Source organism: Mycobacterium sp. NGS34 (genome assembly GCF_059812845.1).
The window spans coordinates 1-24688 of record NZ_JCALDM010000028.1 but is presented as its reverse complement, the minus strand read 5'-3'; the positions used below and the strand labels follow the sequence as shown (position 1 = coordinate 24688).

The following is a 24688-nucleotide window of genomic DNA, read 5'->3' as shown; positions in this document are numbered from 1 at the left end:
CTTTCGGCCGCCGTTGACACTGCCGGTCCGTCACTGAGCCCATGCACCCGTTGAGGGCGTGCTTGGTGATCTTATAGGAGCTTGTCGTAGCAATGGGGCCCATCACTGTCTTGTCCCATCGGCCCGCGCTCAGGGGTGCTGCCCGTGTCGGTACCACTGAAGGAGGCCAATGCCCGCCGCATCGACCGACGCCATCTTTGTCGGAGTCGATACTCACGCCGATACGCACCATGTTGCTGTTGTCGACCATCTCGGACGCCACCTCGGCGATCGAGAGTTTCCAGCGGATCCGGCTGGATGCCGCAGCCTCTTGGACTGGATGTCCTCATTCGGATCGGTCACGGGCGTAGGAGTGGAAGGCACCGGAACCTACGGAGCCCAATTGGGGCGGGTTCTGAGGGCTGCGGCCTGGCGGTGCTCGAGGTCAACCGGCCCGACCGCGCAACACGGCGTGCCAACGGCAAGTCTGATCCCGTTGACGCCTACGCGGCAGCGCAAGCGGTGGCCTCTGGTCGGGCTGCCGGCGTTCCGAAATCCCGAGATGGCATCGTGGAGTCCATCCGCTGCCCGCGGGTAGCTCGGCGATCGGCCATCAAGGCAAAGACTCAGTGCATCAACCAGATTCGCGGACTGCTGATCACCGGTCCGGTGGATTTGCGTGAACAGATGAAACCGTGGGGAACCGTCGGTTTGATCCAGGCCACTGTCGCGTCTCCGTCCGGGAACCGACCTCTCGTGGCTGGCAGCGGCGACCAAACTCACGTTGCGTTCCCTGGCTCGCCGCCACCTGGCACTCAGCGACGAGATCCGCGAACTCGACGTTGTCTTGGACGACTTGACCGCCACGGCCGCTCCCGGACTGCTGGCCAAGACCGGCGTCGGCACCGAGGTCGCCGGACAGCTACTGGTGACTGCCGGTGATAACCCCGAGCGACTGCGTTCGGAGGCCTCCTTTGCCCATCTGGCCGGCGTTGCTCCCATCCCGGCGTCATCGGGGCGCGCCAACCGCCAGCGACTCAACCGCGGCGGCGACCGAGCCGCGAACAAAGCACTCCACACCATCGCGGTAGTCCGGCTGAAATACGACGAACGCACCCGCACTTACTCCCGGCGGCGAACCGCTGAAGGACTGTCGATGAAAGACATCGTGCGCTGTCTCAAACGAGCGATCGCCCGCGAGATCTACCAGGAGCTCACGCGCCCAACGGGATTCACAACCACTGGGGTCAGACGGCAGAACCCGGGCCGACACAGGGGTTGACGTTTCTATAGGAGCATCCCCTTTTCAACCGCATGGGTCGCAGGTCGGGACTTCGCAACCGTTAGAGCATCGACTGGATCATCATTCCGCCGTCATTGGCGGCTTGGGTAGTCGCGTCGCCGGTTTGTCGGAAGTTGATGAAGGCCGACAGCTGGCTGGAGGTGTTCAGCAGCTCATCGAATGCGCCGAGGACGGGGATGGCGCCCTGCTGTGTCGAGATGTCGGCGGTGTAGTCGATGGACGCTTGCTGCTGGAAGTTGGCGCTTTGCAGCGTGTTGATCGTGGGCCCGGTCAAGTTCTTCATGTTGCTCAAAGCGCCCGATGCCGTGGTCATTACCCCATTGATGTCGGCCTGCAGCATGGCGGTGACATCTGTGCCGGTCGCGGCTTTGACGCGGACGTACATCTGCGCGGTGGAGTCGGCGTTGTGGAGCATCACCCAATCCGGGCCCCGAATTGCGCCCATCCAGCCGGGTGCGGGGGTGATCGAGATGCCGTGCGCGATGGTGATCGAGGCGGCCGACGTGAGGGTCACTGCCCCGCCGTGCACTGTCGTCGGTGTGCGCGCGGGCTGGTCTGACGCAGTGGGCGGTTGGGGAATGTTGGACTTAGCGGGGGCTGCCGCGGCGGCAGGGCGACTGGGCAGCACCGGCAGTTTGGGTCTGTTAGCGGCGCGGGTCAGCACGATCGCCACGGTCACGGATGCGGCGATGAGCATGACCACTGCGGTGATGGCGGCGATGGTGACCGGGCCCAGTCGGTGCCCGACCCGCGCCTCGCTCCCGGGATGGTGCGGTGAGGAAGTGTTCGGTGGCGGTGGTGTTGGTGGCATGGTGGTTTCTTGGTGCGCTGTGGACGGGGCGGGGTGGCGGGCCAGCGCGGCCGTGGCTATTCCGCAGGCCTGGCAGAACGCGGCACCGGCGCCGATGGCTGCGCCGCAGTGGGCGCAGATCTGCTCGGTGTCGGGGGCGCGACTCAAGACGCGGTCGCCGCTGAGGGCGGCCTGGGCTTCGGCGAGCAGTGAGGTGTGCAGCGTGTCGCGTGTTCCGAGTAGCCCAGCCGCGGCCAGCACCAGTGCCGCCAGGGTGGTCAGCATGACGCCGCGGGTGCCATACGGGGTGAGCAGGGTGGTGGCCAATTCGTAGAGCACCACCAGCCCCAGGCCTTTGGCCAGTCCCAGGGCGACGCTGACCCCGGGGCCGCGCAGCGGGACCACGGCCATGGCGGCGGCGGTGGCGAAGATGATGGGCTGCAAAAACCCGAGCGTCAACGCGATGAACGCCGCATGCGCCGGATCGAACCTCAGCCCGGCGAACGCATTCGCTGCCTCCCCGGCCCTCGCTGCGATGTGGGTGAATGCGCCGCGTTGCACGACCACGCTGAGCCCCAGTGACAGCGCGGCACCGCTGAGTGAGCAGATGACCACAGCATCGACGGGGTGGCGAAAGGCGCTGCGCGCGGTGATCAGCAGCGGCGCGATGAGCGCCGCGGCGAAGGCCACGATCGGAACAAGCACGCCCAGCTCGAGGATTGAGGTGAGCGTGGGCAGCCGGTGATCGGGAGCGGCCAGCAGCACCGACATAGCGAAGTAGTGGTCGAGCAGCCCCACCCCGACGCCGAGCGCCAGGGAAAGTAGAACCGCCCCGCCGATGACGGTGATCGGCTCGTCGCGCCACGCATCGTGGTCATGCACATAAGTCAGCACCACCGCCGGCAGCGCGATCGCCGCCAATACCAGCGCGATCGACAGCACCCCGAACGCGGCCGCGACCAACGCCGCCAACAGCGCCAGCGTGATCGCGCCGCGATAAATGTGGCGACGCCCGCCCGACAAGTGCGGCATCAGCGTGCTCATCACCGCCAGCGCCCGCACCGGTTCGTCGGGATCGGCAGCGAAATGCCGGGATCGATCGATGCCCGGGTGCAACGGAGTGCCGCAACCGGTGCAAAAGCAGGCCGCATCAGGGTGCGAGGTCGAACAATTCGGGCAATGGCAATCCATCTTCTGCTCCTCCTTGTCAGTAGCCAAAAGCCTTGCGCGGCAACGACTGCATCGTGCACGCAAAACAATCGCGACGGGTGGTGTTGTCGTGACAGCCCATAATGTTTCGCGCCGGTACCCCTACTAGGTAGGGCCTTAGGTCCCCTGCACCAGGGGAACCAAGCGCCGGCTGTGGGATCTGGCGGCGACTATCGCGGCTGCGGGGTTTCGTGAATCGAAACGTGAGGTAAACCAGCACAATCGCGGGCCGGGTCGCAGGTAACCTGCCGTGAGCCAGCTGGAGGGTTGCTGTGACAGATTCGTCCGGTGAACGCGCATCGTCGGCGGATCACCCCTGATTGCCGGTGCGCGGTCGGGGTCTAGCAGTTCAGATGAGGAATGCAACCAGAGGGTGCGTCGCCGGGGGAAGCCTCGAAGCTAGGACCGGCTGCCGGTGCCGCAGGACCGGGGGTGGCCGGCGGCGCCGGCGCCACGCTGGAGGTGGGGGTCGCCACCGGTGTGGTCGTGCTGCTGGACAATTCGCTGCCACCACCGAATCCAATCGCTAGGGCCAGGGTTGCCGCCCCACCTAACAGGGCCGATCACGGTTTTAGCTTGACGTTCCATCAGCATCTCCATGCTGAGTCGTATTGCGGTGCGTCCCCAATGTTATCCACACCGTGCCCCTACAGGGTAGGGGCACCTAGTACATGTCCTACGCAGGTGAGGAACGAGGCCTCGAGCGCTATTGGATCCGGATGCCGGTTCTCTCGAGGTTGCTCACGCGAACGAGATTGTACGAAGCACACGTGCCGATCGGCACGTGTGCGTGTAGGACAATGTGCGATAGGAACCTTGTCGCACGTAGCGCGGCTCGTTGTGGTCGTATCGATCCAGCGAGCAGGTCGGCAACGGGAGCCAAACCTCATCTCCTCCGCGGCGGCGGCTGCGGCTGCTGACAAAACGGCGCCGCGAAGGTTGTCGCTTGCGCCGGTCAGCGTGGTGGCGGGTTCAACAGGACGCCACAGTAGGGTTCGACACAGTCAGGAGGATTACCGATTGCGCCCTCACGGTCGTTGTTGATGGGTGCGGTCGGCGGTGGGGGAGTTGGCGCCACGCTGGAGGTAGGCGTCGCAAGCTGCGTGGATGGTGCTGTGTTGCTTGACAACACACCACCTCCGACGCCGGCAGCTAATGCAACTACAACAGCGCCGCCGGCCAGCGCGATCCTGGTTTTGGCTCGAGATGGCATCTTCTTCTCCGTTTCGTGATTGGGGTTATGGTGCAAATCCCCAGCCTTCCGCGCTATACACGCGACCGGGTAGGGCCTTTCGCCCCGTCTGTGCACGGCAATCCGGCCCCCCTCCTGGCTGGGGGATCGATCCGGCGACCGCGCCGCATCGCGATCATCCGCGGGTCCGCGAGCCGCGAGTGGTCTCGGGCGACAATCCCGGCAATGAGCCCGATCTCACAACCAGCGCCGCCGGCGACCTCACCGAACCGCATGACATCGAGCTCCGCGACGTTGGCACAGTTGCTGACGAAGCCGCCAGCGCTGGCATCCAGTCGGACCCCCATGTGACTGGACCACGCACGCGCAACCTCTGTACGCCCGCCAGAACTACCCATCACCGTCATCAACCTGCTCCTTACCGGTTTGTGTTGGGTCCAGCCCGTCCTAACGAGCTGCGAGCCGCTTTGCTAGGACCGGCCGGGCAACAATTACCGGTGCGCAGGAACCGTGCACGACGGCCGTACTGACTGATCCCAACAGCGTCCCTGCCAGCCCGCCACGTCCGCGGTTACCGACGACGACCAGCTGGGCGGATTGACTCGTGTCGAAGAGCTGGCGCGCCGGTTGATCCCACACCACCAAACGGCGAACGGTCACGTCAGGATAGCGTTCCTGCCAGCCTGCGAGGCGCTCGGCCAGTGTCTTTTTCGCCGCAGACAGGATGGCCTGCTCCGACCATCGTTCCAGTCTCGGAACGTGCGCCATGTCGGCGTCATTGGCGGCGTGGAAGGCCAACAATGTGGCGCCGCGCCTGCTGGCTTCGTCGAAGGCGATCGCGATGGCCAACTCTGATGCCGGTGAGCCGTCAATGCCGACAACGACCCGCGCATGTTGCTGGCGTGGCGAAAGGTCATTAGGGATGATCGCGACGGGACAGTGCGCGTGGTGGGCCACCGCGGTGCTGACCGATCCGAGTGCGGCGCGGCGCCAGGCGTTGTGGCCGCGACTTCCGACGACGATCATCTGAGCGGATTTGGAACACTCGACCAGCGCCGCCGCGGGTGAGGAGACCACCACTTCGGTGCTGATCCGAGGGTTGCCGGCGCCTGATGCCTCGTCTTGCGCGATTTTGGTGGCGCGGCGAAGCCAGTGCCGTGCTTCGCGTTCTAGCCGTTGAGAACACGAATCAGGGGGCGGGGCAGGGTGCGTCGCCAGTACCGGTGCCCCGGACACCGACCGACCAAGGACGTGGATAAGGGTGAGCGGGATGTCACGCATGGCAGCTTCCCGGGTGGCCCAACGCACGGCCGCTGCCGACGACGCTGACCCGTCCACACCGACCACGATTCCTGAACATGTTGTGGCATAGGCCATTGCGTCACCTTCTTCCGATGGTTTGACCGCTCGGTGACCGGCACGTTGATCGGCACGGTGACCAGAATCGTTGCCGCGTCCCACTGCATAAACTGTTACATGACGACTCCGCGAGGCGTCGCCGATCAGTGAGAGTCACGCGAAATAAGCAATATTGCGCCCGTAGCCTCCCAGGAAACGGCTGAGACCTAGCAGTTCATGTGCGGGATGCAACCAGAGGGCGGCTCACCACCACCGGGACTCTCAAACTGGCTGGTCGGGCTAACGGTCGCGGTGTCCTCGGGTGCGACTGCGGGCGACGGCGCTGCCGCCACACTGGATGTCGGGGTCGCCACCGGTTTGGTTGTTACACTTAACGCTTGGCTGCCACCGGCGAGCAGGACTCCCAAGGCCAGCATCGACGCACCGCCCACCACCGCGATCGCCGTCTTCGCTCGGGTTTTCATCAGCTTCTCCGTTTCTAGCGCATTATCGGGACAACCCAATGATCGAGCAACATACCCCCGCCGGGTAGGGACTAAGTACCCACGACCGAAGGGCAATCAGGCCCCTGGTGATTGGGTGACCTGCGCGCCAACCCGGTTACCGCGTGGGTTACCCGCAACTGATGTGACGGGGTAACACGTATGATCTTCGGTGTCGGTGGGCCCCTAGTCTGGGCGCATTGGTCGCCTGTAGCTGCCCAGCCACCCTTCGAACATTCCCGTCGGTTGCGTGATGGACCCCGTCCCGGTCACAGTTCGACCGTGCCGTGTCCGTGAATATGATTTGTGCCACGGCTTTTCTTCACGGTGCCCGGGCGAAGCGGAATTGACCTGCTTTGTCCGGGCGGCGAAATGCCGCACGGCGCGCACACTCAGCGATGGGTGCCGACAGTGCGGTAGATCGGGCCTTTTTCATTGCGCGTGACGTGAGCCTGAAACTTTCCGACCCGGCCAGTGGGCCGGTCGTGTCTGTCAATCCACTTGGGCCTCGAACGTCTCCGGACCAAACCGCCCCACCTGCGTTGCGTCGCCAATCAACGACAACACCGCCTCCCCGGCGTTCGTCTGCATCGTCGCGGATCCGCGCGTGCGCCCGAGAGTAACCGCCAAAGTCGACGCGCCTATCGGCGCACACGCAACGGGAGGTAGTACTGGTGTCGTCGGGTGTTGTCGACGGTGTAGCCCAGCGCCTTGGCTGCGGCGTCACGGTCGGGCTCCAACCAGCGCTGGGTGTGCTGGCGTTCGAATTCGGCCCAGGACGGCACGGTGAACCTTTCCAGGATCGTGTCGGGATGTTCGGCACTGCGATACAGCCGCCAACTGTGGCCACCCGTTCGCAGGCGTGAGCGCCTGACCGCGCTCATCGCCACGACGAAGTGATCGAGGTTCACGGCCGGCACTCGATAGCGGACGGTCACCAGCACGGGTCCATCGTGAGGGTGTGGTTCAAACATGACCGTCGGTGAGGGCCAGCAAGTGCAAATGTCGGGGCTTGGCTTCCCGGTGGATGGCCGCAGCGGGAGCGCGACGACGCTGAGGGCGGCCGCGCCCAGCAACACCGCCGAGCAAATCAGCGCGATGTCAAGCCCGGCCCGCGTGGCAACGAGACCCCAGACATATGACCCGGCTGCCTGAGATCCGGTGAAGACCAGCAGATACATCGACAACCCGCGGGCCCGAACCCAGCGCGGCAACGACAGCTGCGCTGCTGCGTTCAACGTGGCCAACGTGAGCAGCCAGGCCATCCCCGACAACACCAAAATGGGCGTCGCCGCGGCGAACGGCAGCGCGGCCGCCGCCACTGGCGCACAACCATAGGTGGCGGCGCACGCTCCCAGCAGCACGTTGGTTGACACTTTCTGGCGTAACGGAACAGCAACCCCGACAGCGAGCGTCGCGCCAACACCTATGGCGCCCAGCGCGACACCGTAGCCACCGGCTCCCAGGTGCCAGCTGTGGGCGGCGACCAGCGGCAACAGAGCCAACAACGCCGAGGCGGGAAACACGAAAAGGGCTGCGCGCAACAAGATCCTGCGGAAAATCGGATCGTTACGAACGTATTCCAGTCCGGTGGTGATGGCCTGGCCGAGGTGTTCTCGTCCGATCGGCGCGCTGTGCTTGGCTCGTTTCCACCCCGCCAGGGCAACGATGATTCCCGCAAACGATATTGCATTGATCCCGAAGACAGCGGCGGGGCCGGCCAACGCCAGGACAACCCCGCCGATCGCCGGTCCAATCGCTCGGGCGGCATTTGCCGAAACGCTGCCCAAGCTCGCGGCGGCCGGTATCTGCTCGCGCGGGACAAGCTCGGGCTGAATTGCCTGCCAGGCCGGCGCGGTCAGCGCAGAAGCGCAACCAATGACAACGGTAAACATCAACAGCGACGCCGGGCCAAGGCGACCGAGGTAGGTCAACGCCGCCAGGGCCAACGCCACCAACACCGCATACGACTGCACAAACATCAGTAACCGCCGCCGGTCGAACAGGTCGGCAAGCACGCCGGCGAACAATCCCAAAAACAGCGTCGGCCCAAGACTGGCCGTCTGGACCAGCGCCACGATGTCGGCACTGCTGTGGTTTTCTACCAAAAACCATTGGGCCGCCACACTTTGCATCCACGTCCCGAGGTTGGAGACAAACTGCGCGATAAACAAGTCGCGGTACACGCGATTGCGCAGCGGCGCCCACGCCGACGGTTGCCCACCATCGGCACGCTCCCGACCCTGCATCACCGTTGAACCGATTATCGACAACCCCTCTGCTCGGCCCATTCGCACCAAAGAAGCCGGCTGCTGCCACCTGGTGCCGCGACAGAAACGATGAGCGTCGCGGACACCGGCCGACGGACTTTGATACCTGACATACGGGCAACGCCTTTCGCGTTGTGCCGGGGTGAGGAAGTCTAGGACACCCAACTTAGCGTGCACCACGGATCCTCACCTCGACAATGCCCTTGTCACCCAAGCACATTGCCAAAGCCACTGGATGGCGAGATGGCTGCGATTGGTCACCCGGTGCTCATTCGTTCCGATCAGTGACCCCTACGCCGCGCGGCTGGCAGCCGCCGGCTCGTCGAACGCGCTGACCTCTGGCGTGCCGTGCACAGCGCTGGGTGCGGCAAGGCCCAAGTCCCTCGACCCGGATGAGGTTGTCCGCGAGCTCAGACCGCAACTCGCGTAGCAAGGAACAGGATTGCCATGCCGGCGGCCATCATCGCCTGACCGAGGTTTCCCAGCGACCTGGACCGGGCTGTGTCATGCTGGCGGTCGATGACGTACCTGCCTGTCCAGAAAACCGCTACGACCGCGAAGGCGATGGTCCCGAGCCAGTTCAGTGCGCCGTACCAGACGGGTGGCCCGCTGCTTGCCGGCATGCTCGTGTTAGCCATATCCATGCCCGGCATCGGCGGATCCGGCTGAGCGTGATGGGCGGTGCTGGTTTCGGCGGGGAGCAGATGAGGATTCATGATGGCATACATCCACGCCGTGGCCAGCATCATCAGGCCGTGGTATCCAAATAGCAGTCGCCGGGCGGGCGTTCGGGCCGCAACGACGGCCATCGTCACAAACAACACGACCGCCAGCAGGAAAAACACCGCGGGTCCCGTCGTCGGCAATCGCATGCTCGACGGCCAGGCCATCACGGCCATCGCGACTGCCATGACGAAGTGCAGCCCGTGGCTGACGATCACCGTCCACGGTCGGCGTTTGGTGAGGATCGGCGGAATGCATTCGGCGGCGCTGAACACGAACAGTCCGGTGACCACCCACCGAAGCAGTAGGTCATGGATCATGCGCTACCGGGGCACTCACATCGGCAAGAGGCGTGCAGTTTTGAAGCGACGGTGATGTCAGCCCCTGTCATGTGTCGCGGCCAAAACGGCGCAGCCGCAACGAGTTGGTCACCACGCTGACCGAGGACAATCCCATCGCCGCGCCGGCCACGACCGGGTTGAGCAACCCGACTGCGGCCAGCGGGATGGCGGCGGTGTTGTAGCCGAACGCCCAGCCGAGGTTTTGATGGATGGTGTGCAGGGTTTGGCGAGAGAGCTGGATCGAACGCACGACACCGTCGAGCCGGCCGGACATCAGCGTGATGTCGGAGGCCTCGATGGCTACGTCGGTGCCGGTGCCGATGGCGATGCCCAGATCGGCCTGCACCAGGGCGGGGGCGTCGTTGACGCCGTCGCCGACCATCGCGACCACCCGGCCCTCGTCTTGGAGCCGGCGGATCTCGGTGACCTTGTCTTGCGGCAACACTTCGGCCAGTACCCGGTCGATGCCGACCTGGTTGGCGATCGCGGCGGCCGTGCGGGTGTTGTCGCCGGTGATCATGGCGACCTGCAGCCCCATGGCGTGCAGCTGACGCACCACCTCGATGGCGTCGTCTTTGACCGTGTCGGCCACCGCGAGCACGCCCACCACCTGGCCGTCGCGGCCGACGAATACCGCGGTGCGGCCCTGTTCTTCGAGCTCGCCAGCCGCCGCGCCAAGATGCTCAGGCAGCGTCAAATCGTTTTCGTCGATGAGCTTGCGCCGCCCGACCAGCACTTGTTGACCGTCGACCTCGGCGCGCACCCCGTGGCCGGCCAGGCTGGTAAACGATGTCGCGGCCGGAATCTCGAGGTCGCGTTCGCGGGCGCCGGCGACGATGGCTGCGCCGATGGGGTGTTCGGAGCCCGATTCGACCGCGGCGGCGATCTGTAGCACCAGATCAGTTTTCTGCCGCTTGCCGGGGATCACGTCGGTGAGCTGCATCTGGGCGCGGGTCAGGGTGCCGGTCTTGTCGAACACCACGGTGTCGATCTTCTTGGAGGCTTCCAGCACCTCGCCGCCCTTGACCAGGATCCCCATCTCCGCACCGCGGCCGGTGCCGACCATGATGGCCGTGGGGGTGGCCAGGCCCAGCGCACACGGGCAGGCGATGATCAGCACCGCCACTGCCGCGGTCATGCCGGCGATCGGGTTGGCGGCCAGCAGCGCCCACCCGGCAAACGTCGCGGCGGCCACCCCGACGACGGCCGGAACGAACACCGCCGAGACCCGGTCGGCCAACCGCTGTATCGGGGCTTTGCCGCCCTGGGCCTGCTCGACCAGGCGCACGATCTGGGCCAGCGCGGTGTCGGCACCCACGGCGGTGGCGCGCACGGTCAACAGCCCGTCGGTGTTGACGGTGGCCCCGGCCACCCGGTCACCGACCGATTTTTCGACCGGGACGGATTCGCCGGTCAGCATCGACTCATCGACGGCGGCGCGGCCGTCGATCACCTCACCGTCCACCGGGATCTTTTCCCCCGGCCGCACCAGCAGCAGGTCGCCGACTTGCACCTGCTCCACCGGCACCAGGATTTCTTGGCCGTCGACGAGCAGGCAGGCTTCCTTGGCACCCATCTCCAGCAGCTTGCTGATCGCCTCCGACGCCTTGCCCGTGGCCCTGGCCTCGAAGTAGCGGCCCAGCACCACGAACGCGATGATCAACGCCGCGGTGTCGAAGTACAGCGGCCCACCGGCGAACAACTCAAAGGTGGAGTAGGCAAACGCGGTCAGCGTGCCCAGCGAGATCAGCGTGTCCATGTTCGCGGTCCCCGCGCGCGCCTGCTGCACGGCCCCCTTCAGGAACGGCCACCCCGCTATAAATTGCACGGGCACCGTCGCGGCGAACGCCAACCACCCCGCCCACGGATACGCGGCGAACAGCATCGGCGCCGCCAACGACACCAGCCCCAACGGCACGGCCAGCCACACCCGCCGCAACCACCGCCGCTGCTCGCCCTGATTATCCGGGCTCGGCGACCCATGACACGAGGGCGCCGGCCCCGAATGGCAGCTACCCTCGACTGGCGCGGGCAGGGTGTCGGCCTCGGGCGAGAGGCCGAGCAAGCGACGGATCCCGCCGCTGATTTTCTGCGCCACACCGGTGCTGCGCACGTCGGCCGAGTGCGGGGCACGCGCGGGCACCAACTCCGCAGGGATGTGCTCGGCTTCGGCGATCGCCGAGAGCACCGCAGCGGTGTCGCAGCTTTCGGGCGAATACCAGATCACCACCGAGGCCGTACGCGGATAGGCCTGCACGGCGCGCACACCAGCCACCTTGGCGACCGTGTCCTCGATCGCGACGGCCCGAACCGCGTCGACCCGAAACCCGCTGACGTGCACACGCATTCGCCCCGACGCGTCGGAGACAACTTTCAGAGCGAGGTCGGCGTCAAGCAGAGTGTCAGTGGTCATGGTCGTGGCCCGAGTCCACCACCGTCAGCGGTGCACCGTCCTCCCCGACGCGCTCTCTGGCCTCGGCCATCACGTCGGCGGCCGCCAATCGCGCTTTCTCGGCGCTCTCCCTGGTCTTGCGCTCAGTCGCGCGCGCGGCCCGCAAACCCAACGCAGCCGCGCCAACCGTCACCTTCCGCCACGGAGCCTTCACCAACACCTCCCACGCCGCAACCCCCGCCACGCCGGTCACCACCGTGGGCACCGCCTTCGCCAACAGTCCTTGCCAAGCCATCCCGAACACTTCCTTCCGTATCGTTGACCCATCACCGGTTGCGGACAGCCACAGTCCTGGCCGCCAGATCTACCTTCCGACCGCAACCATCCCGGCGGCTGGTATGCCATCTCGATCGCCCGCTGCCCGCCTGTGGGCCACATGGCTGGCACCGAGAACTCTGGTGGCCGTCACACCGTGCTCCCCGTCGGCACCGGCTCGTCATCAGTGGGTTCTCCGACCGCAGCACCATTTAGCCGCGCCCGCGGACCGGTCAGCGCCGGCGTGAATTTGACCGCATCAATCAGCTCGTCGATGGCCGCGTGCCCGCGCCCATCCAGCACCGCCGCCGAAAAACACGTCTCCAAGTGGTTGTGCAACATCACCCGATTCGCCCGCTCCAGCGAGGACTGCACCGCGGAGATCTGCTTCATCACGTCCACGCAGTACGCGTCGGCTTCCAACATCCGAATGATCCCGTCGAGGTGACCCCGAACCGTTTTCAGCCGGTTCAGCGCCGCCTGCTTCTTGGTCGTCAATTCCATCGCGCTACTTCCGTGCCCAATACCACACCGCACAGAGTACCCTACCCCAGTAGGGGAGGGTGTGCCCCCGCTTTGCGCCGGGTTCTAGCGCGGCCGCTACAGCAGGGCACCGAACATCAGGGCGGTGCCGGCCGCGGTGCATGCCTGATAGAGCGGTTCGAGGCGCGCGAGCTGCGCGGCGCGGGGCACCGGGTTGGTTCGGCGCTTCGCGAGGTAACGGCATGCCCAATACAGTGCCACGACGGCGAACCCGAGGGCCGCGATCCAGTTCACCGCGGCGATCCACTCGGCTCCGGGTGTAGCCGAGTGGATCTGGTGTGCCGGCATCTCCATCCCGGACGCATCGATCGCCAGCGCAGCTGACTGCGCATGATCGGACGAGTGGGCGATCCGGCCTGCCGGACCGCCGCTCATCACCGCGAACATCCAGGCCATTGCCGCCGTCATCACGGCGTAGTAGCCGTTGGTGAGTCGCTCGCCCGTCGTCATCGAGATTTGGCCAGCCGCACGAGCAAACCAGACGCCCGCCAGCAGAAAGAAGATTATCGGTCCCAGTGGTGGCAGCGTCATTCCCACACCCCAGGCCATCAAGATCATTGCTGCCGACATCGCCAGGTGTAACAAGTGAGTGACAGTGCCTGTCCTGCGGCCGTGTTGGACGAGGAGGATATACACATATGTTGCGATGCTGGCACCGAAGAGGATAGTGATGATCCATCGCAGCACGACGTCGCCCATCAGGCTTGCAGACATCGCGAGAATGCCTCGCCCCGTGCGGCCCGCAGCAGATGGCTGGTCTGCGCGGGTTCCTCGCACCAGGGTGTGGTGGGCCTGCGCCGGGTTGGGCGCTGCGAGTTCGTCACCAACACTGCCTTTCAAGTCGTCGGCGTATGGCTCTTCCTCGGCGGGCGTGACATCGCGTCGAGGCTTTTCGTGGCTTTGGGCCGGTCAAGGACGGCCAGGAAATGCCCCCGGACGCTGGACGTTTCGAGGGCGTATCGGCTCCGCGGGAAGGGCTGTCTAAAAGTGCCAGGGTAGCTCAGTGGCGCGGGGTGTCCACGAATTTAGTCAAGGCCCCGACGGTGGTGTCGGGGCCTTGACTCAAGGTGATCAGTCGTTGCACGTGCAATCGCGGTGACCGCAGGTGCAGCCGCCCGCTTGGGTGCAACCGGAGCCACCACACGTGCAACCGGTGGATTTACAACAGCAGGTGTGAATCTCATTCATATGCGGCACGGTACCCAGGTAGGGTACCGACGTCAAGAATGTGCGTGCGTGTCGGTACTTGACAGGGGCTCGCGGTCGCCGCCCATAGCGTATTGATCAGGAGCGGACAAGTCGTGCGATCGCCGCGGAGGCCTCGGCCAGCTTCACCTCAGCCTCGTCACCTCCCTGGGCAAGTGCTTGAGTTACGCAGCTGTCAAGATGGTCGTCGAGCAGGTTCAACGCCACCGAGCGCAGCGCGCTGCTGGCCGCACTGATTTGGGTGAGTATATCGATGCAGTACTTGTCGTCGTCGATCATCTTTGCGATGCCGCGAATCTGGCCCTCGATGCGGCGCAATCGCTTGGCGTAGCTGTCCTTGTTTGCTACATATCCGTAGGTGGTTTCCATGTGACCTCCCAGCATGTTCGTCATCAGGTCGTTCCCGGCGTTGCCGCGTGGTGACGAGTCGGTCGGCCACCCATGACATCTTCGGCAGCAATCGTACCCTGTAGGGGTACATGACGGCGGCGTTTCTGCGTATCGGCTCGTGCGGAGGCGGCGTCGCCGGCATCACGGCAGACAACGCGGGAACGCTGTAGTAGCCCGGCGTCCGCGAAGTCATCCTCATGCTTGGCGGACGACGGATGGGTGTTGTGGCGACACCGGTTTCCACGTGAGGTCCGATCGTCGATGGCTTGGCAGCGGGCAGCGCTTCGACGTGGTGGCGGCGCCGGCGATGCCGTTGCGGCGCTGCGCGAGTTCGATGCTATCGGGAGACAACCGGGCCATCGTCGAGCGTATCGCCGGGCAGCTGGGCATCGACGCCGTCGTTGCCGAAGTGCTACCCGACGACAAGGCCGTCGAGATCGTCGCCCTGCAGCGTGGGCAAGAAGGTCGCGATGGTCGCTGACGGGGTGAACGACGCGCCCGTGTTGGCCCAGGCCGATCTGGGTGTGGCGATCCGTGCGGGCACCGACCGTGGCGATCGAGACCGCTGACCTGGTGCTGGTGCGCTCGGATCCACTCGACGTCCCGATGCGCTGCGGATCGGTCGCGCCACCGTCCGCAAGATGCGTCAGAACCTAGCGTGGGAGGTGGGCCACAACGTCATCCCAATTCTCCTCGGTGCGAGAGCTTTCGAACCCTTTGGTCGGCTCCATGCCGGTATCGGTGACCACCGTGACCGGATGCCCATACACTTGACCCGCCAACGCCAGCCCCTACCCCAGGCTGCCGCTGGTAGACTCCACGATCCGCGCGCCGGGCCGCAACTCAGAGCAGGCCCGAGCCATCTCGACCATGTGCATGGCCGGTCGGTCTTTCATGCTGCCGCCGGGATTAAACCCTTCCAGCTTGGCCCAAAACCCGCGGTCGTCATGGCTAAACGGTGCCGCGATGCGCAGCATCGGAGTGTGGCCCACCAGGGCGCCGGGTCGCCGATAGGCACCGGGCCGCGGCTGTCCACAACCGCGCGGCTTGAGAACCTTCAGGGCTGGACTGGGATGAACATAGTTGTCAATAGGAGAAACGTCAGTCATGTGATCGTCGCTTTCATGGGCGCCGCGAGAGCGGCAATTGACGTAGCCAGCGGTCACCGGCCGTCGGCACAAGGCACAACGACCTGACGCTGACCAGTCAGCGACGAGACAAGCAGAGCCGAGTCAAAAGATCTGGACCGGCGAAAAACGCAGCCGGCGCCACGGGCGGACCCCGCCCCGCTGGCGCCGCAAGCCGGGCCAATCTAGCCGCGACCGCGACCACCGCCGCCACCACACCTAAAGCCACCAAACCGTTGGTCGCCGAACGCGGCAACACCGCCGTCATGAACGGTTCATGGTGTATCGATGGCGAACCCTTGCCGATATGCGGGTGATCGGCGTTGACGGCAAACTCGGTACCCAGTGAGGTAACCAGCGCGTGCGGCGGATACGGTGCGCGAGGCTCCGCATGCAGCAAGCCATTGGGGGTGGCGTTGTGAGCGCCGATGACGACGAGCCACAGCGCCATCCACGCCGCCGCCACCATGATGACGACAGCCCGCGGCCGTAACGTTCCAGTGACACCGGCAGAGCTGATAGCGCCCGCCGGTAAGAGCCGGTCCGGGCGCGTGATGCGTGAGAGACCCGGGGTTGATGCCGTGCGGGTCCAACTCGCGCTCGCCCCATTCGGGCGGCCCAGTTCGCCGCTCACCCGGCATGCCGCCAGTAAGCGCTGCGTTATGTGTCGGACGGGCACAAGTCCAAAATATACCGGTCCCCGGTATGGGTATACAAGCCTCCGGGACGGCCTCGACGACGTTGTGTCCGAACCGTTGTGTACTAGGGCAACGGCAGTGCAACCCTGGCACCGACGAACCGAACTCGGCTTTCGCATGCAGGGACTGCCCTCCGGTGGGAAGTCACCCAGTTTATGAATCCCGACACGCGGGCAGCGGAGCGGATCCGCGCGACCGCGCCACGATCACCGGTGTGCGCGCCATGTGTGCCAGCGCAGCGCTGACCGACCCGAGCATCGTTTTACCGAACCCGCCGCGGCCACGACTGCCGACCACGACCAGCTGCGCCGTCTCGGAGCGGTGCAGAAGCTGCTGGGCCGGCCGGTCGTACACCACGACGCGGTGCACGTCGATATCCGGGTAGCGTTCCTGCCAGCCGGCCAAGCGCGCGGCGAGCATTTGGTTAGCTACCGTTCCCACGGCCGTGTCTTCCAGGCTCGGGCCGTGGTCCGGCTCGGTGTCGGCCCAGGCGTGTAGGGCCACCAATCGAGTGCCCCGCAACAAGGCTTCGTCGAATGCGATCGCGGTGGCCAGCTCCGATGGCGCTGATCCATCGATGCCCAGCAGCACCGGCGCATCGACGGCCCGCGAGGCCGGCGAAGTCCCCTGCTGGATCACAGCGACCGGGCAGTGGGCGTGATGGATCAGGCTGGCGCTGACCGATCCCAGCAGGATGTGGTGCGGCGAGCCCAGCCCGCGGGCGCCTACCACCACCAAGTCTGCGTCTTCAGACATATCGACCAGCGTCGGCACGGGCGCGGAAAACATTAAGTGGCTGTCGATTTCCACCGGGCCGTCGTCTTTGATGGTGTCGGCGGCGATCCTGACTGCACGGTTGATGACGGCCCGCATGTCGATTTCCTGGCGGGGGCGCACCTCGGCGGAGATGGACACCGCAGGGCGCGGCAGAACCGGTGTGGCGATCGCGTACACAACCGTGAGGCGACGTTTGCGCAGTCCCGCCTCACGGGCAGCCCACGCTACGGCCACATCGGAACCAGCCGACCCGTCAACACCGACCACGATGCCGAAACGTTGTTTCTCACCGGCCATTCGGCCGTCCTTTCCGCCAGGCCCAGAACCCGCGAGCAACGCGAACCCGATCGTCTGGCTTTGACATTAAAAGCCCAAGCTGTCGCCGGTCAGCAGGCATTGGTCGGATTCGTTGGCTCAAGCACAACGCCGGCCCGTGGCGGTCGCCAGTCGTCTCGTCGTGGTTGTTCCGCCGTGCGGGCCAGTGATTGGCCGCGTCGGTCAGCGCTGGCTTGTCGGGGGAGCGACGGGGCCCTGTCCGTCGCAGCGGGTATCCGGGCCGCACGGCAAGTCGTGCACATGCGGGGTCCTGCGAAGCCCGGACGGCGATGCATCGCTATGACCTCCCAGTGGTGGGACCGCTGACGGCCCATAGTGAGGGGGAAATGACCGCCGCTGAAACTGATTGAATACCCCACCAGGGTACGGTAGTGTCGAGGCATCGGGCAAGCGCAATAATCCCCACGGATTGAGGCTAAGCTTAGCCAGCAGGCCCAGAGAGGATTTCAGGTAGACACCGGTCGACTCGACGGACTGGTGACCGAGGATGTCGGCGATCTGCTCGACCGGTGTGCCGCTTTCCATTAGCCGGGTCGCCAGCGAATGCCCAGAGAGCGCATGCCAGGGCGGCGTTTCTCGCGCACCGGAACGTGTGCTGCGCGGGCATGTTTGACCAGAATCTGATGCAGATGATCCTGGTCGGAGAACGGGCAGATCGGGGCCATGTGTCGCACGAACGCCTGCGGGCAGTCGCAGTTCGGCCGGCCATGGCGAATGTAGTCGATCAGCGCCCAGCCAACGTCTTTCAGCAGCGGCAACTGCACCCGGTGACCGGTCTTGGCCTGCGTCACGAATAGCCGGCTGCCCGGCCAGTCGAAGTCGGCGAACTCCAGCCGCTTGATGTCCACGCCGCGCAGCCCGAGCCTGGTGATCAGCAGAATGATCGCGTAATCCCGTTTCCCGCACGGGTTGTCCCGGTCGATCGCTTCCACGATCCTGGCCACCTCGCCCGGATCCCACACCGACGGGATCCTGGCCTGCCTGGCCGAGCGTGCCGCGGGCACCGCCCCCAGGCACGCCCCGTCGACCAGGCCTGCGGCGCAGGCGAACCGCAGGAACGACCGCACCCCGCACAGTTTCTGGTCGACAGTCTTGAGCTGGTATCGGGTCAGCGTGGCAACAAACGCCCCGATCATGGCGGCATCGCAGCAGCCCAGCCCTCCGCGGGTGCCGGTGAACGCGACGACCTCCTCGGCCAGCGTCCCGTAGGTCCGCACGGTCGAGGCCGAGCGCCCAGCCGAGCGCAGGTGCTCCTGGAACCAGGCGACCGTCTCGGCGTCGGCCGCGTTCAGTTTGCTCACCGACCGGTGATAGCGGCGCAGCACCGCCCCGTGGACCGCGTAATCCTCCAGCATCTCAGCGACCGAGGTTGTCCCGGTCTTCGTGGAATTTGAGGTGGCGGTCCCTCACCTGAGGCCTGCCTGGTGGTAGGTCTTCGGGTGAACGACCAAGAACACTCGAAGAAGGGGTAAGGGACCGCCATGAAGACCGTACCTACTGTTTGCCTCGCTGACACGAGTGATGCTGCCGCATTGCCCGATCTGCCGGAGGAGATCGCACTGGCGATGATCGACATCGCGGGCGGGGACCGAGAGGGGCTGTTGGCGATGAGCGTGGCCGCCGGGCTGGCGGTGATGGCCGCCCTGTTTGAGGCCGAGATTGCTGAGGTGGCCGGACCGAAAGGCAAGCATGATCCGAAGCGGGCCGCGGTGCGCCACGGCGGCGGGCGTGGCTCGGTCACGCTGGGCGGGCGCCGGGTGGCGGTGGATCGGCCGCGGGCGCGCACCTTGGATGGGCACGAGGTGCCGCTGAGCAGTTACGAGCACTTCGCCGCCGAGGACGTTCTGACGCAGGTGGTGATGGAGTGGATGCTGGCCCGGGTGGCCACCCGCCGGCACGTGCGGGCCGCCGAGCCGGTTGGGGCCGTGGTCGACAAGGAGGCGAAATCGACTAGCTTAGCCACTTCGACCTGAAAAGTCGGCGCGTTGATCCGGGGTCGAATCGCGTTGACCTGGGATGAGGCCTCAATGCCCTTGTTGCGGAAGGGATTGAGGCCATCGTGCTTCGTACTGTAGGCGATCAGTGCTCGTTGTGGGAGTCGATGCTGCCGGAAGAGTTGCTACGGCTGCCCGAAGAGTTGGCGCGGGTGGAGCGTTGTTGGATGATCCGGCGTTTTTCGCACCGTTTGTGCCGTCCTTTGATCTGCGGAGGGGTCGGCCGTCGACGCCGATGGAGACCTATCTGCGGTTGATGTTTTTGAAGGTTCGCTACCGGCTGGGCTATGAGTCGCTGTGTCGGGAGGTGAGCGATTCGATCACCTGGCGGCGGTTTTGCCGCATCCCGCTGGACGGGGCGGTGGCGCATCCAACCACGTTGATGAAGTTGACCACGCGCTGCGGGTCGGCTGCGATCGACGGGCTCAACGAGGCGCTTTTGGCCAAGGCCGCCGAGGCTAAGCTGCTGCGCACCAATCGAGTCCGCGCAGACATCACGGTGGTGCCGGCCAACGTGGCCCATCCAACCGATTCGGGGTTGTTAGCCAAGGCGATACGTCGGATCGCGGCCACCGGCCAGCGCATCCAGGCTGCTGGGGGCGCGGTCGGCACCCAGGTGCGCGACCGATCACGTTCGGCCGGCAAGCGGGCGCACGCGATCGCCGCGAAGCTGCGGATGCGCTCCGGGCGCGAAGAGGCGCAGGCGGTGGTGGTGCGGGTTGACCGGGGAGCTGGCCGAGCTGGCCGCCACCGCCGCCGATGAGGCACAGCGGCTGCTGATCAACGCCAAGCGGGCGCTGCGCCGCGCCCAGGCGAAGGCCGACGCACTGCGCAAACGCGGCATTTACGACGCGGCGGCGGGGCGGCGGCGTGGGCGGTTGGCCCGCGCGGTCAACGACCTGACCAAGCTGCTCGAAGCGACCCGCCAAATCGTGGTCCAGACCCGGCAACGCGTCGCCGGGATCACCCCGCACGGGGCGACCCGGCGGGTCAGTCTACACGACCCCGATGCCCGCCCGATCCGCAAAGGACGCCTGGGAAAGCCGGTGGAGTTCGGACACAAGGCCCAAGTTGTCGACCACGACGACGGGATCGTGCTGAATCACACGGTGGAGCAGGGCGATCCGCCCGATGCGCCGCAACTGGGTCCGGCGGTCAAACGCGTGAAAAAGCGCGCCGGGCGCACGCCACGCACCGTCACCGCCGACCGCGGCTACGGCGAAGCTGGGGTCGACGCGCAGCTCACCGACCTCGGTGTCACCAACGTGGTGATCCCGCGCAAAGGCAAAACCTCTCAGGCCCGACGCGCCGTCGAACACCGAAAAGCGTTCCGCCGCACCGTCAAATGGCGAACCGGCAGCGAAGGGCGAATCAGCCACCTCAAACGGGGCTACGGCTGGGACCGCGCCCGCATCGACGGCACCGCAGGCACCCGAATCTGGACCGGACACGGCGTCTTCGCCCACAGCCTGGTCAAGATCAGCGCCCTCGCCGCATGACCGGTCAACGGGCGGTATCCGTGCTCCCGAAAATCGGGATTCGCTCCGCACGACCGAAGGCCGACAAGCCGCCCGGTCACTTTTTCAGGTCGAAGTAGCTAGGCCGTCCGTCCTAGCCCTAGCTGTACCCAGCCAGGACGTTGGTAGCAGGCGTGTCGGCTTGATGTGAGGAGAACCCCCGGGTGGGGTGTGGCTTGTCTAAGGCCCATCACTGCCCGGAGGTTCTCGTGTCCCACCGTAATGCCCGCACGACGTTTCAGGGTCGACTGCTAATCGTGCAGCGCCATAAGGACGGGTGGAAGCAAGCCCAGATCGCCGAGGCGATGGGTATTTCACGCAAGTGCGTCCATACCTGGATCAGTCGCTATCACGCCGAACGCGAGGCGGGATTACAGGATCGGTCCTCGCGTCCGCATTCCTCGCCGCAGCGCACAGCCGTAGAAGTGGAGGAGCAGGTCGTGGCGGCTCGCCGCGTGCATCGTCGGGGCCAGGACTGGCTCGGGCTCGAGCTGGGCATTCCGGCTCGCACGGTGGGACGCATCCTGCGCCGCCACGGCGAACCGTATCTGCGTGACTGCGACCCGATGACCGGCGTGCTGATCAAGGCGTCGAAGGCCACCGCGGTGCGCTATGAGCGGGAGCGTCCCGGTGAATTGGTCCATGTCGACGTCAAAAAGCTCGGCCGCATCCCCGACGGTGGGGGATGGCGAGCCCACGGGCGCAGCGAAGACGTCCGTGGCCGCGGCATCGGCTATGACTTCGTGCATTCGATGGTCGACGACCACAGCCGGCTGGCGTACTCAGAGATCCTGCCCGACGAGAAAGGTCCCACGTGTGCAGGCTTTATCACCCGGGCTGCTGAATACTTTGCCGCACAGGGCATTTCCCGTATCGAACGAGTGATAACCGACAACCACTTCAGTTACCGCCGATCGACCCACGTGGCAGCCGCTATCGCCCAACTCCGAGCAACACACAAGTTCATCAAGCCGCATTGCCCCTGGCAGAACGGCAAAGCCGAAAGGTTCAACCGCACCCTGCAAACCGAATGGGCCTATCACCAGGTCTTCCACACCAACGCCGAGCGGTCCTGGGCGCTTGCACCCTGGATTGAGCATTACAACACTCAACGACGCCACAGCGCACTCGGAGGACTACCACCGATCAGCCGACTGCGACCAACCTGATGGCCGGGTACACCTGATATGTAGAGAACATTGTCAAGAAGGCAAGGTGAGGCGCCGCCGGGGAGCTACCCAGGCGGCGCCTCGTTGCTTCCTCGGCCAGTCTGTGTGGTGAGCGTGTCGTTAGCGACGCGCGGTCAGACTGATATACGCGGATTGGCTACCGCAGGACGGTGTTTCGGCTGGATCGCATCCGCATGTCTAGCATCGAGCGTCACCCGCATGGGCTGCTCATAGGTGTGTCGCGGGTCGATCCACGCGCTGCCACCACGGACCTCGTGAGGAAGCAGATCAGGTGGCGGTCAGTCGTCCATGACCGCCAGCGACCAGCACCAGCCGGCCAGTTCACGCGCGACCGCGACATTGGCCGTCACGGGTCGCTTACGTCGCTCCAGGAAGCCCACCCACCTGCCGTGCAGGCGGCGGTTGCCTTCGTCCCCGCGGACGCGAGCGGCCGGCGAGGCGAGGTCCCACCGCGAACGCATCACCGCACCCACGTGATATCGCGGCTTGTGATGCCACGCCGCCTCGACCAACAGCCGCCGGACATGGCCGTTGCCGGTCTTGGTGATAGGACCCTGAGCCCTCGAGGAACCCGACGAAAACTCCGAGGGAACCAACCCGACAAACGAGCCAATCGTGTTGCCGGTGAACCGGTTCCAATCACCAATCTCGACGGCCAACGCAAACCCGGTCAACGTGTTCACCCCCCGCAGACACGACACCCGCCGCACAATCGCAGCGAACTCACCATCGGCGGCCATCTCCTCGATCGCTGCGTCCAGACGCCGCCGCCGGGCCTGCATCGTCAACACGTGGTCATAGTCGGCGTCAAAGGCCATCCGCGTCGCCGGCGCCCTGAGCTGGGGCGCGGCGACGGTGCGCAGCCACTGATCATGGGCACCGGTCCAGGCCGCCCTGCCGTAGTACACGATGCCGTGACGCAACAGCAGCTTGGACAGGCGATGCCGGGCCCTCATCAGGTCGCCGCGGCAGTCCTCGCGGGCACGCACCAAGTCACGAGCCGCTTCCTGACCCACGCTCGGGATCGACACCGACGTGATCTCATCAAGACGCAACAACCGGCACAGATGCAGGGCGTCGCGGGCATCGGTCTTCACTCGATCACCAGCGGGCTTCTGCAGCTTCGACGGTGCCACCACGACGCAGCGGATCCCGGCCTCCGTCAACGACCGCTGTAAGCCGAAACCGGTGGGACCCGCCTCGTAGGCCACCGCCACCGGCCCCTGCAGTCCCGATATCCACGACCGGATGTGCTCATGGGCCGGGGTCAGGCGAGCCTGCTGAACCTCACCGGTCACGCTATCGATGGCCGCTGCTGCTACCGAACGTGCGTGCACGTCCAGTCCCACACTCGTACGCTCTGTAAACACCGGGGCCTCCCACCACTGTCGGATAGACCGGGCAGGCGACTCCCTACTCGGTAACCCACGAACATGGGTGAGTGGGGCCCCGGCCCGCAACCCCCGACTCAACGCCGACGGCCACCCATACTGTCTAGCTCTGCACCGAGCGACTGGATGGGATCTCGATCACCTGCGGTGTACGTCTGTCAAGCAATTGGATGGCGCCGTGGAAACCGGTGGCTGTCGCACTGGGCTCCCTACCGCCTCTGGCGTGCTCCACAACCACCTGGTGCGAGTTGGGAGACTGTGTACTCGACTACGCTGGCCCCGTTAGTGTTTTGGCGGGCAGGTAGCGGCTGGGGTCGGCGTCGTAGCTGTCGAGGCACACCTGGGAGCAGAAGTACAGCGTGTGCCCGTCGACGTTACGGTGCCCGGTGGCGCGGTCGATGATGAGCTCCATTCCGCATACCGGGTCGGTTGTGGTGGCGACGTCTTTTCCGCCGTCGCCCAAGTGCCAGCGGGCAGGCTGCGGCTGGGTGATGCCGTAGTCGCGCGCCGTTGCGTCCGTGCGCGCTCGTCGCGCCGGATCACGCGTGGGCGGCCGCAAATGGCGGGTCTCGACCTCCCACACCCAGCCGCTGATGGTGACGTCGTCGGGAATGAGCGGATGGTTCTCGAACACCTCGATCGTTTTCAGTAGCGCCTCGTCGACGTCGTCGGTCATCCCGATCCATTTGGCGAAACTGCCCTTGTCGAGCTTTAACTCGGGCAGCGTCGGATCCAGGATGGGTTCGTCGGTGTCGATACCCTTGGCCTTGAAGTAGGCCTCGAGGTCGTTGGCGTTTGCCGACAACATCCCGCACTGGGTGTGTTGGACGATGACAATCTCATTTGTGCCGAAAAAGTTGGTCGACAGCATCGCTGATCGGATCGCGTCGTCAGTGACGACCCCCCCAGCGTTGCGGAAGCAGTGCGCGTCGCCGTGACCGACCGGTGAATCGACTTGAATGCCCAACGCTTCGTTAATAGGCAGGCGCTCGTCCATGCAGGCCAGCACCCAGAGTCTGCGGTCGGTGTAGCCAAAGCGGCCGAACCGACGCCGCTTGGCCCAATGCTCATATGCCACGACCTTGGCGGTCAATTCGTCCTTCAGCGTAGCCATCGTGCCCTCCTTACAGTTAAGTCCGCCACAGTTAGGTCTCAAGAGCCCGA

The 24688-nt window shown here is 65.4% G+C and carries 15 protein-coding genes and 5 pseudogenes; 5 read left to right on the top strand and 15 right to left on the bottom strand.

What is annotated here, in order from left to right; genetic code table 11:
• The first annotated feature begins 169 nt into the window (after positions 1 to 169).
• Positions 170 to 1261: pseudogene (locus AC5Y7V_RS30470) on the top strand (IS110 family RNA-guided transposase).
• A 61-nt stretch (positions 1262 to 1322) separates the two neighbouring features.
• Here AC5Y7V_RS30470 and AC5Y7V_RS30465 read toward each other — a convergent pair.
• The 9 genes from AC5Y7V_RS30465 to ricR all read right to left on the bottom strand — a co-directional run bounded on the left by AC5Y7V_RS30465 (position 1323) and on the right by ricR (position 14473).
• Entirely contained in the window at positions 1323 to 3188 is a 1866-nt protein-coding gene (locus AC5Y7V_RS30465; RefSeq protein WP_499883717.1) for a zinc ribbon domain-containing protein, read from the bottom strand.
• A gap of 1732 nt (positions 3189 to 4920) precedes the next feature.
• Positions 4921 to 5850, bottom strand: coding sequence for a universal stress protein (locus AC5Y7V_RS30460; RefSeq protein ID WP_499883716.1), 930 nt, complete (start codon positions 5848 to 5850; stop codon positions 4921 to 4923).
• A gap of 1105 nt (positions 5851 to 6955) precedes the next feature.
• Positions 6956 to 8605 carry an MFS transporter gene (locus AC5Y7V_RS30455; RefSeq protein WP_499883715.1) on the bottom strand — a complete coding sequence of 550 codons (1650 nt, stop codon included), beginning with the start codon at positions 8603 to 8605 and terminating at the stop codon, positions 6956 to 6958.
• Positions 8606 to 8994: 389 nt separating this feature from the next.
• Positions 8995 to 9627, bottom strand: coding sequence for a DUF5134 domain-containing protein (locus AC5Y7V_RS30450; protein ID WP_499883714.1), 633 nt, complete (start codon positions 9625 to 9627; stop codon positions 8995 to 8997).
• A gap of 67 nt (positions 9628 to 9694) precedes the next feature.
• Positions 9695 to 11995: a copper-translocating P-type ATPase gene (locus AC5Y7V_RS30445; protein ID WP_499883718.1), complete on the bottom strand. Its 2301-nt coding sequence runs from the start codon at positions 11993 to 11995 to the stop codon at positions 9695 to 9697.
• 55 nt (positions 11996 to 12050) lie between these two features.
• On the bottom strand, positions 12051 to 12335 hold the full coding sequence (locus AC5Y7V_RS30440) for a DUF1490 family protein (protein WP_499883713.1): 285 nt from the start codon (positions 12333 to 12335) through the stop codon (positions 12051 to 12053).
• Positions 12336 to 12505: 170 nt separating this feature from the next.
• Complete coding sequence (gene csoR, locus AC5Y7V_RS30435; RefSeq protein ID WP_499883712.1) at positions 12506 to 12859, bottom strand: copper-sensing transcriptional repressor CsoR; 354 nt, start codon at positions 12857 to 12859, stop codon at positions 12506 to 12508.
• A 96-nt stretch (positions 12860 to 12955) separates the two neighbouring features.
• Positions 12956 to 13738: a DUF5134 domain-containing protein gene (locus tag AC5Y7V_RS30430; protein ID WP_499883711.1), complete on the bottom strand. Its 783-nt coding sequence runs from the start codon at positions 13736 to 13738 to the stop codon at positions 12956 to 12958.
• Positions 13739 to 14182: 444 nt separating this feature from the next.
• Entirely contained in the window at positions 14183 to 14473 is a 291-nt protein-coding gene (ricR, locus tag AC5Y7V_RS30425; protein WP_499883710.1) for a copper-sensing transcriptional repressor RicR, read from the bottom strand.
• A gap of 355 nt (positions 14474 to 14828) precedes the next feature.
• Here ricR and AC5Y7V_RS30420 point away from each other — a divergent pair.
• Positions 14829 to 15210, top strand: a pseudogene (locus AC5Y7V_RS30420) (HAD-IC family P-type ATPase); the annotation flags it as partial.
• A gap of 6 nt (positions 15211 to 15216) precedes the next feature.
• Here the strand turns inward: AC5Y7V_RS30420 and AC5Y7V_RS30415 are convergent.
• The 4 genes and pseudogenes from AC5Y7V_RS30415 to AC5Y7V_RS30400 all read right to left on the bottom strand — a co-directional run.
• Positions 15217 to 15603 (bottom strand): annotated as a pseudogene (locus AC5Y7V_RS30415) (pyridoxal-phosphate dependent enzyme); the annotation flags it as partial.
• A gap of 97 nt (positions 15604 to 15700) precedes the next feature.
• Positions 15701 to 16090 carry a putative copper homeostasis (lipo)protein LpqS gene (gene lpqS, locus AC5Y7V_RS30410; protein ID WP_499883709.1) on the bottom strand — a complete coding sequence of 130 codons (390 nt, stop codon included), beginning with the start codon at positions 16088 to 16090 and terminating at the stop codon, positions 15701 to 15703.
• A gap of 382 nt (positions 16091 to 16472) precedes the next feature.
• Positions 16473 to 17393 carry a universal stress protein gene (locus AC5Y7V_RS30405; protein WP_499883708.1) on the bottom strand — a complete coding sequence of 307 codons (921 nt, stop codon included), beginning with the start codon at positions 17391 to 17393 and terminating at the stop codon, positions 16473 to 16475.
• A 563-nt stretch (positions 17394 to 17956) separates the two neighbouring features.
• Positions 17957 to 18787 carry a tyrosine-type recombinase/integrase gene (locus AC5Y7V_RS30400; RefSeq protein ID WP_499883707.1) on the bottom strand — a complete coding sequence of 277 codons (831 nt, stop codon included), beginning with the start codon at positions 18785 to 18787 and terminating at the stop codon, positions 17957 to 17959.
• A gap of 126 nt (positions 18788 to 18913) precedes the next feature.
• Between AC5Y7V_RS30400 and AC5Y7V_RS30395 the strand changes: the two are divergent.
• The 3 genes and pseudogenes from AC5Y7V_RS30395 to AC5Y7V_RS30385 all read left to right on the top strand — a co-directional run.
• Positions 18914 to 19387 (top strand): annotated as a pseudogene (locus AC5Y7V_RS30395) (IS256 family transposase); the annotation flags it as partial.
• A 104-nt stretch (positions 19388 to 19491) separates the two neighbouring features.
• Positions 19492 to 20925: pseudogene (locus tag AC5Y7V_RS30390) on the top strand (ISNCY family transposase).
• 227 nt (positions 20926 to 21152) lie between these two features.
• Positions 21153 to 22112: an IS481 family transposase gene (locus AC5Y7V_RS30385; RefSeq protein ID WP_499883706.1), complete on the top strand. Its 960-nt coding sequence runs from the start codon at positions 21153 to 21155 to the stop codon at positions 22110 to 22112.
• A 299-nt stretch (positions 22113 to 22411) separates the two neighbouring features.
• On the opposite strand, the gene AC5Y7V_RS30380 is transcribed toward AC5Y7V_RS30385, so the two are convergent.
• Positions 22412 to 23503: an IS110 family RNA-guided transposase gene (locus tag AC5Y7V_RS30380; RefSeq protein WP_040624506.1), complete on the bottom strand. Its 1092-nt coding sequence runs from the start codon at positions 23501 to 23503 to the stop codon at positions 22412 to 22414.
• 289 nt (positions 23504 to 23792) lie between these two features.
• Positions 23793 to 24688 (bottom strand): YHS domain-containing protein (locus tag AC5Y7V_RS30375; protein WP_499883705.1); only part of this gene is annotated, 896 nt, incomplete at its 5' end.

Excerpts from the sequence above, each read along its gene's own strand:
- AC5Y7V_RS30460 (WP_499883716.1), bottom strand. The coding sequence starts at position 5,850 with ATGGCCTATGCCACAACATGTTCAGGAATCGTGGTCGGTGTGGACGGG.
- AC5Y7V_RS30455 (WP_499883715.1), bottom strand. The coding sequence starts at position 8,605 with ATGGGCCGAGCAGAGGGGTTGTCGATAATCGGTTCAACGGTGATGCAG.
- AC5Y7V_RS30450 (WP_499883714.1), bottom strand. The coding sequence starts at position 9,627 with ATGATCCATGACCTACTGCTTCGGTGGGTGGTCACCGGACTGTTCGTG.
- AC5Y7V_RS30445 (WP_499883718.1), bottom strand. The coding sequence starts at position 11,995 with ATGCGTGTGCACGTCAGCGGGTTTCGGGTCGACGCGGTTCGGGCCGTC.
- AC5Y7V_RS30440 (WP_499883713.1), bottom strand. The coding sequence starts at position 12,335 with ATGGCTTGGCAAGGACTGTTGGCGAAGGCGGTGCCCACGGTGGTGACC.
- csoR (WP_499883712.1), bottom strand. The coding sequence starts at position 12,859 with ATGGAATTGACGACCAAGAAGCAGGCGGCGCTGAACCGGCTGAAAACG.
- ricR (WP_499883710.1), bottom strand. The coding sequence starts at position 14,473 with ATGGAAACCACCTACGGATATGTAGCAAACAAGGACAGCTACGCCAAG.
- lpqS (WP_499883709.1), bottom strand. The coding sequence starts at position 16,090 with ATGGTGGCGGCGGCGTGGATGGCGCTGTGGCTCGTCGTCATCGGCGCT.
- AC5Y7V_RS30405 (WP_499883708.1), bottom strand. The coding sequence starts at position 17,393 with ATGGCCGGTGAGAAACAACGTTTCGGCATCGTGGTCGGTGTTGACGGG.
- AC5Y7V_RS30400 (WP_499883707.1), bottom strand. The coding sequence starts at position 18,787 with ATGCTGGAGGATTACGCGGTCCACGGGGCGGTGCTGCGCCGCTATCAC.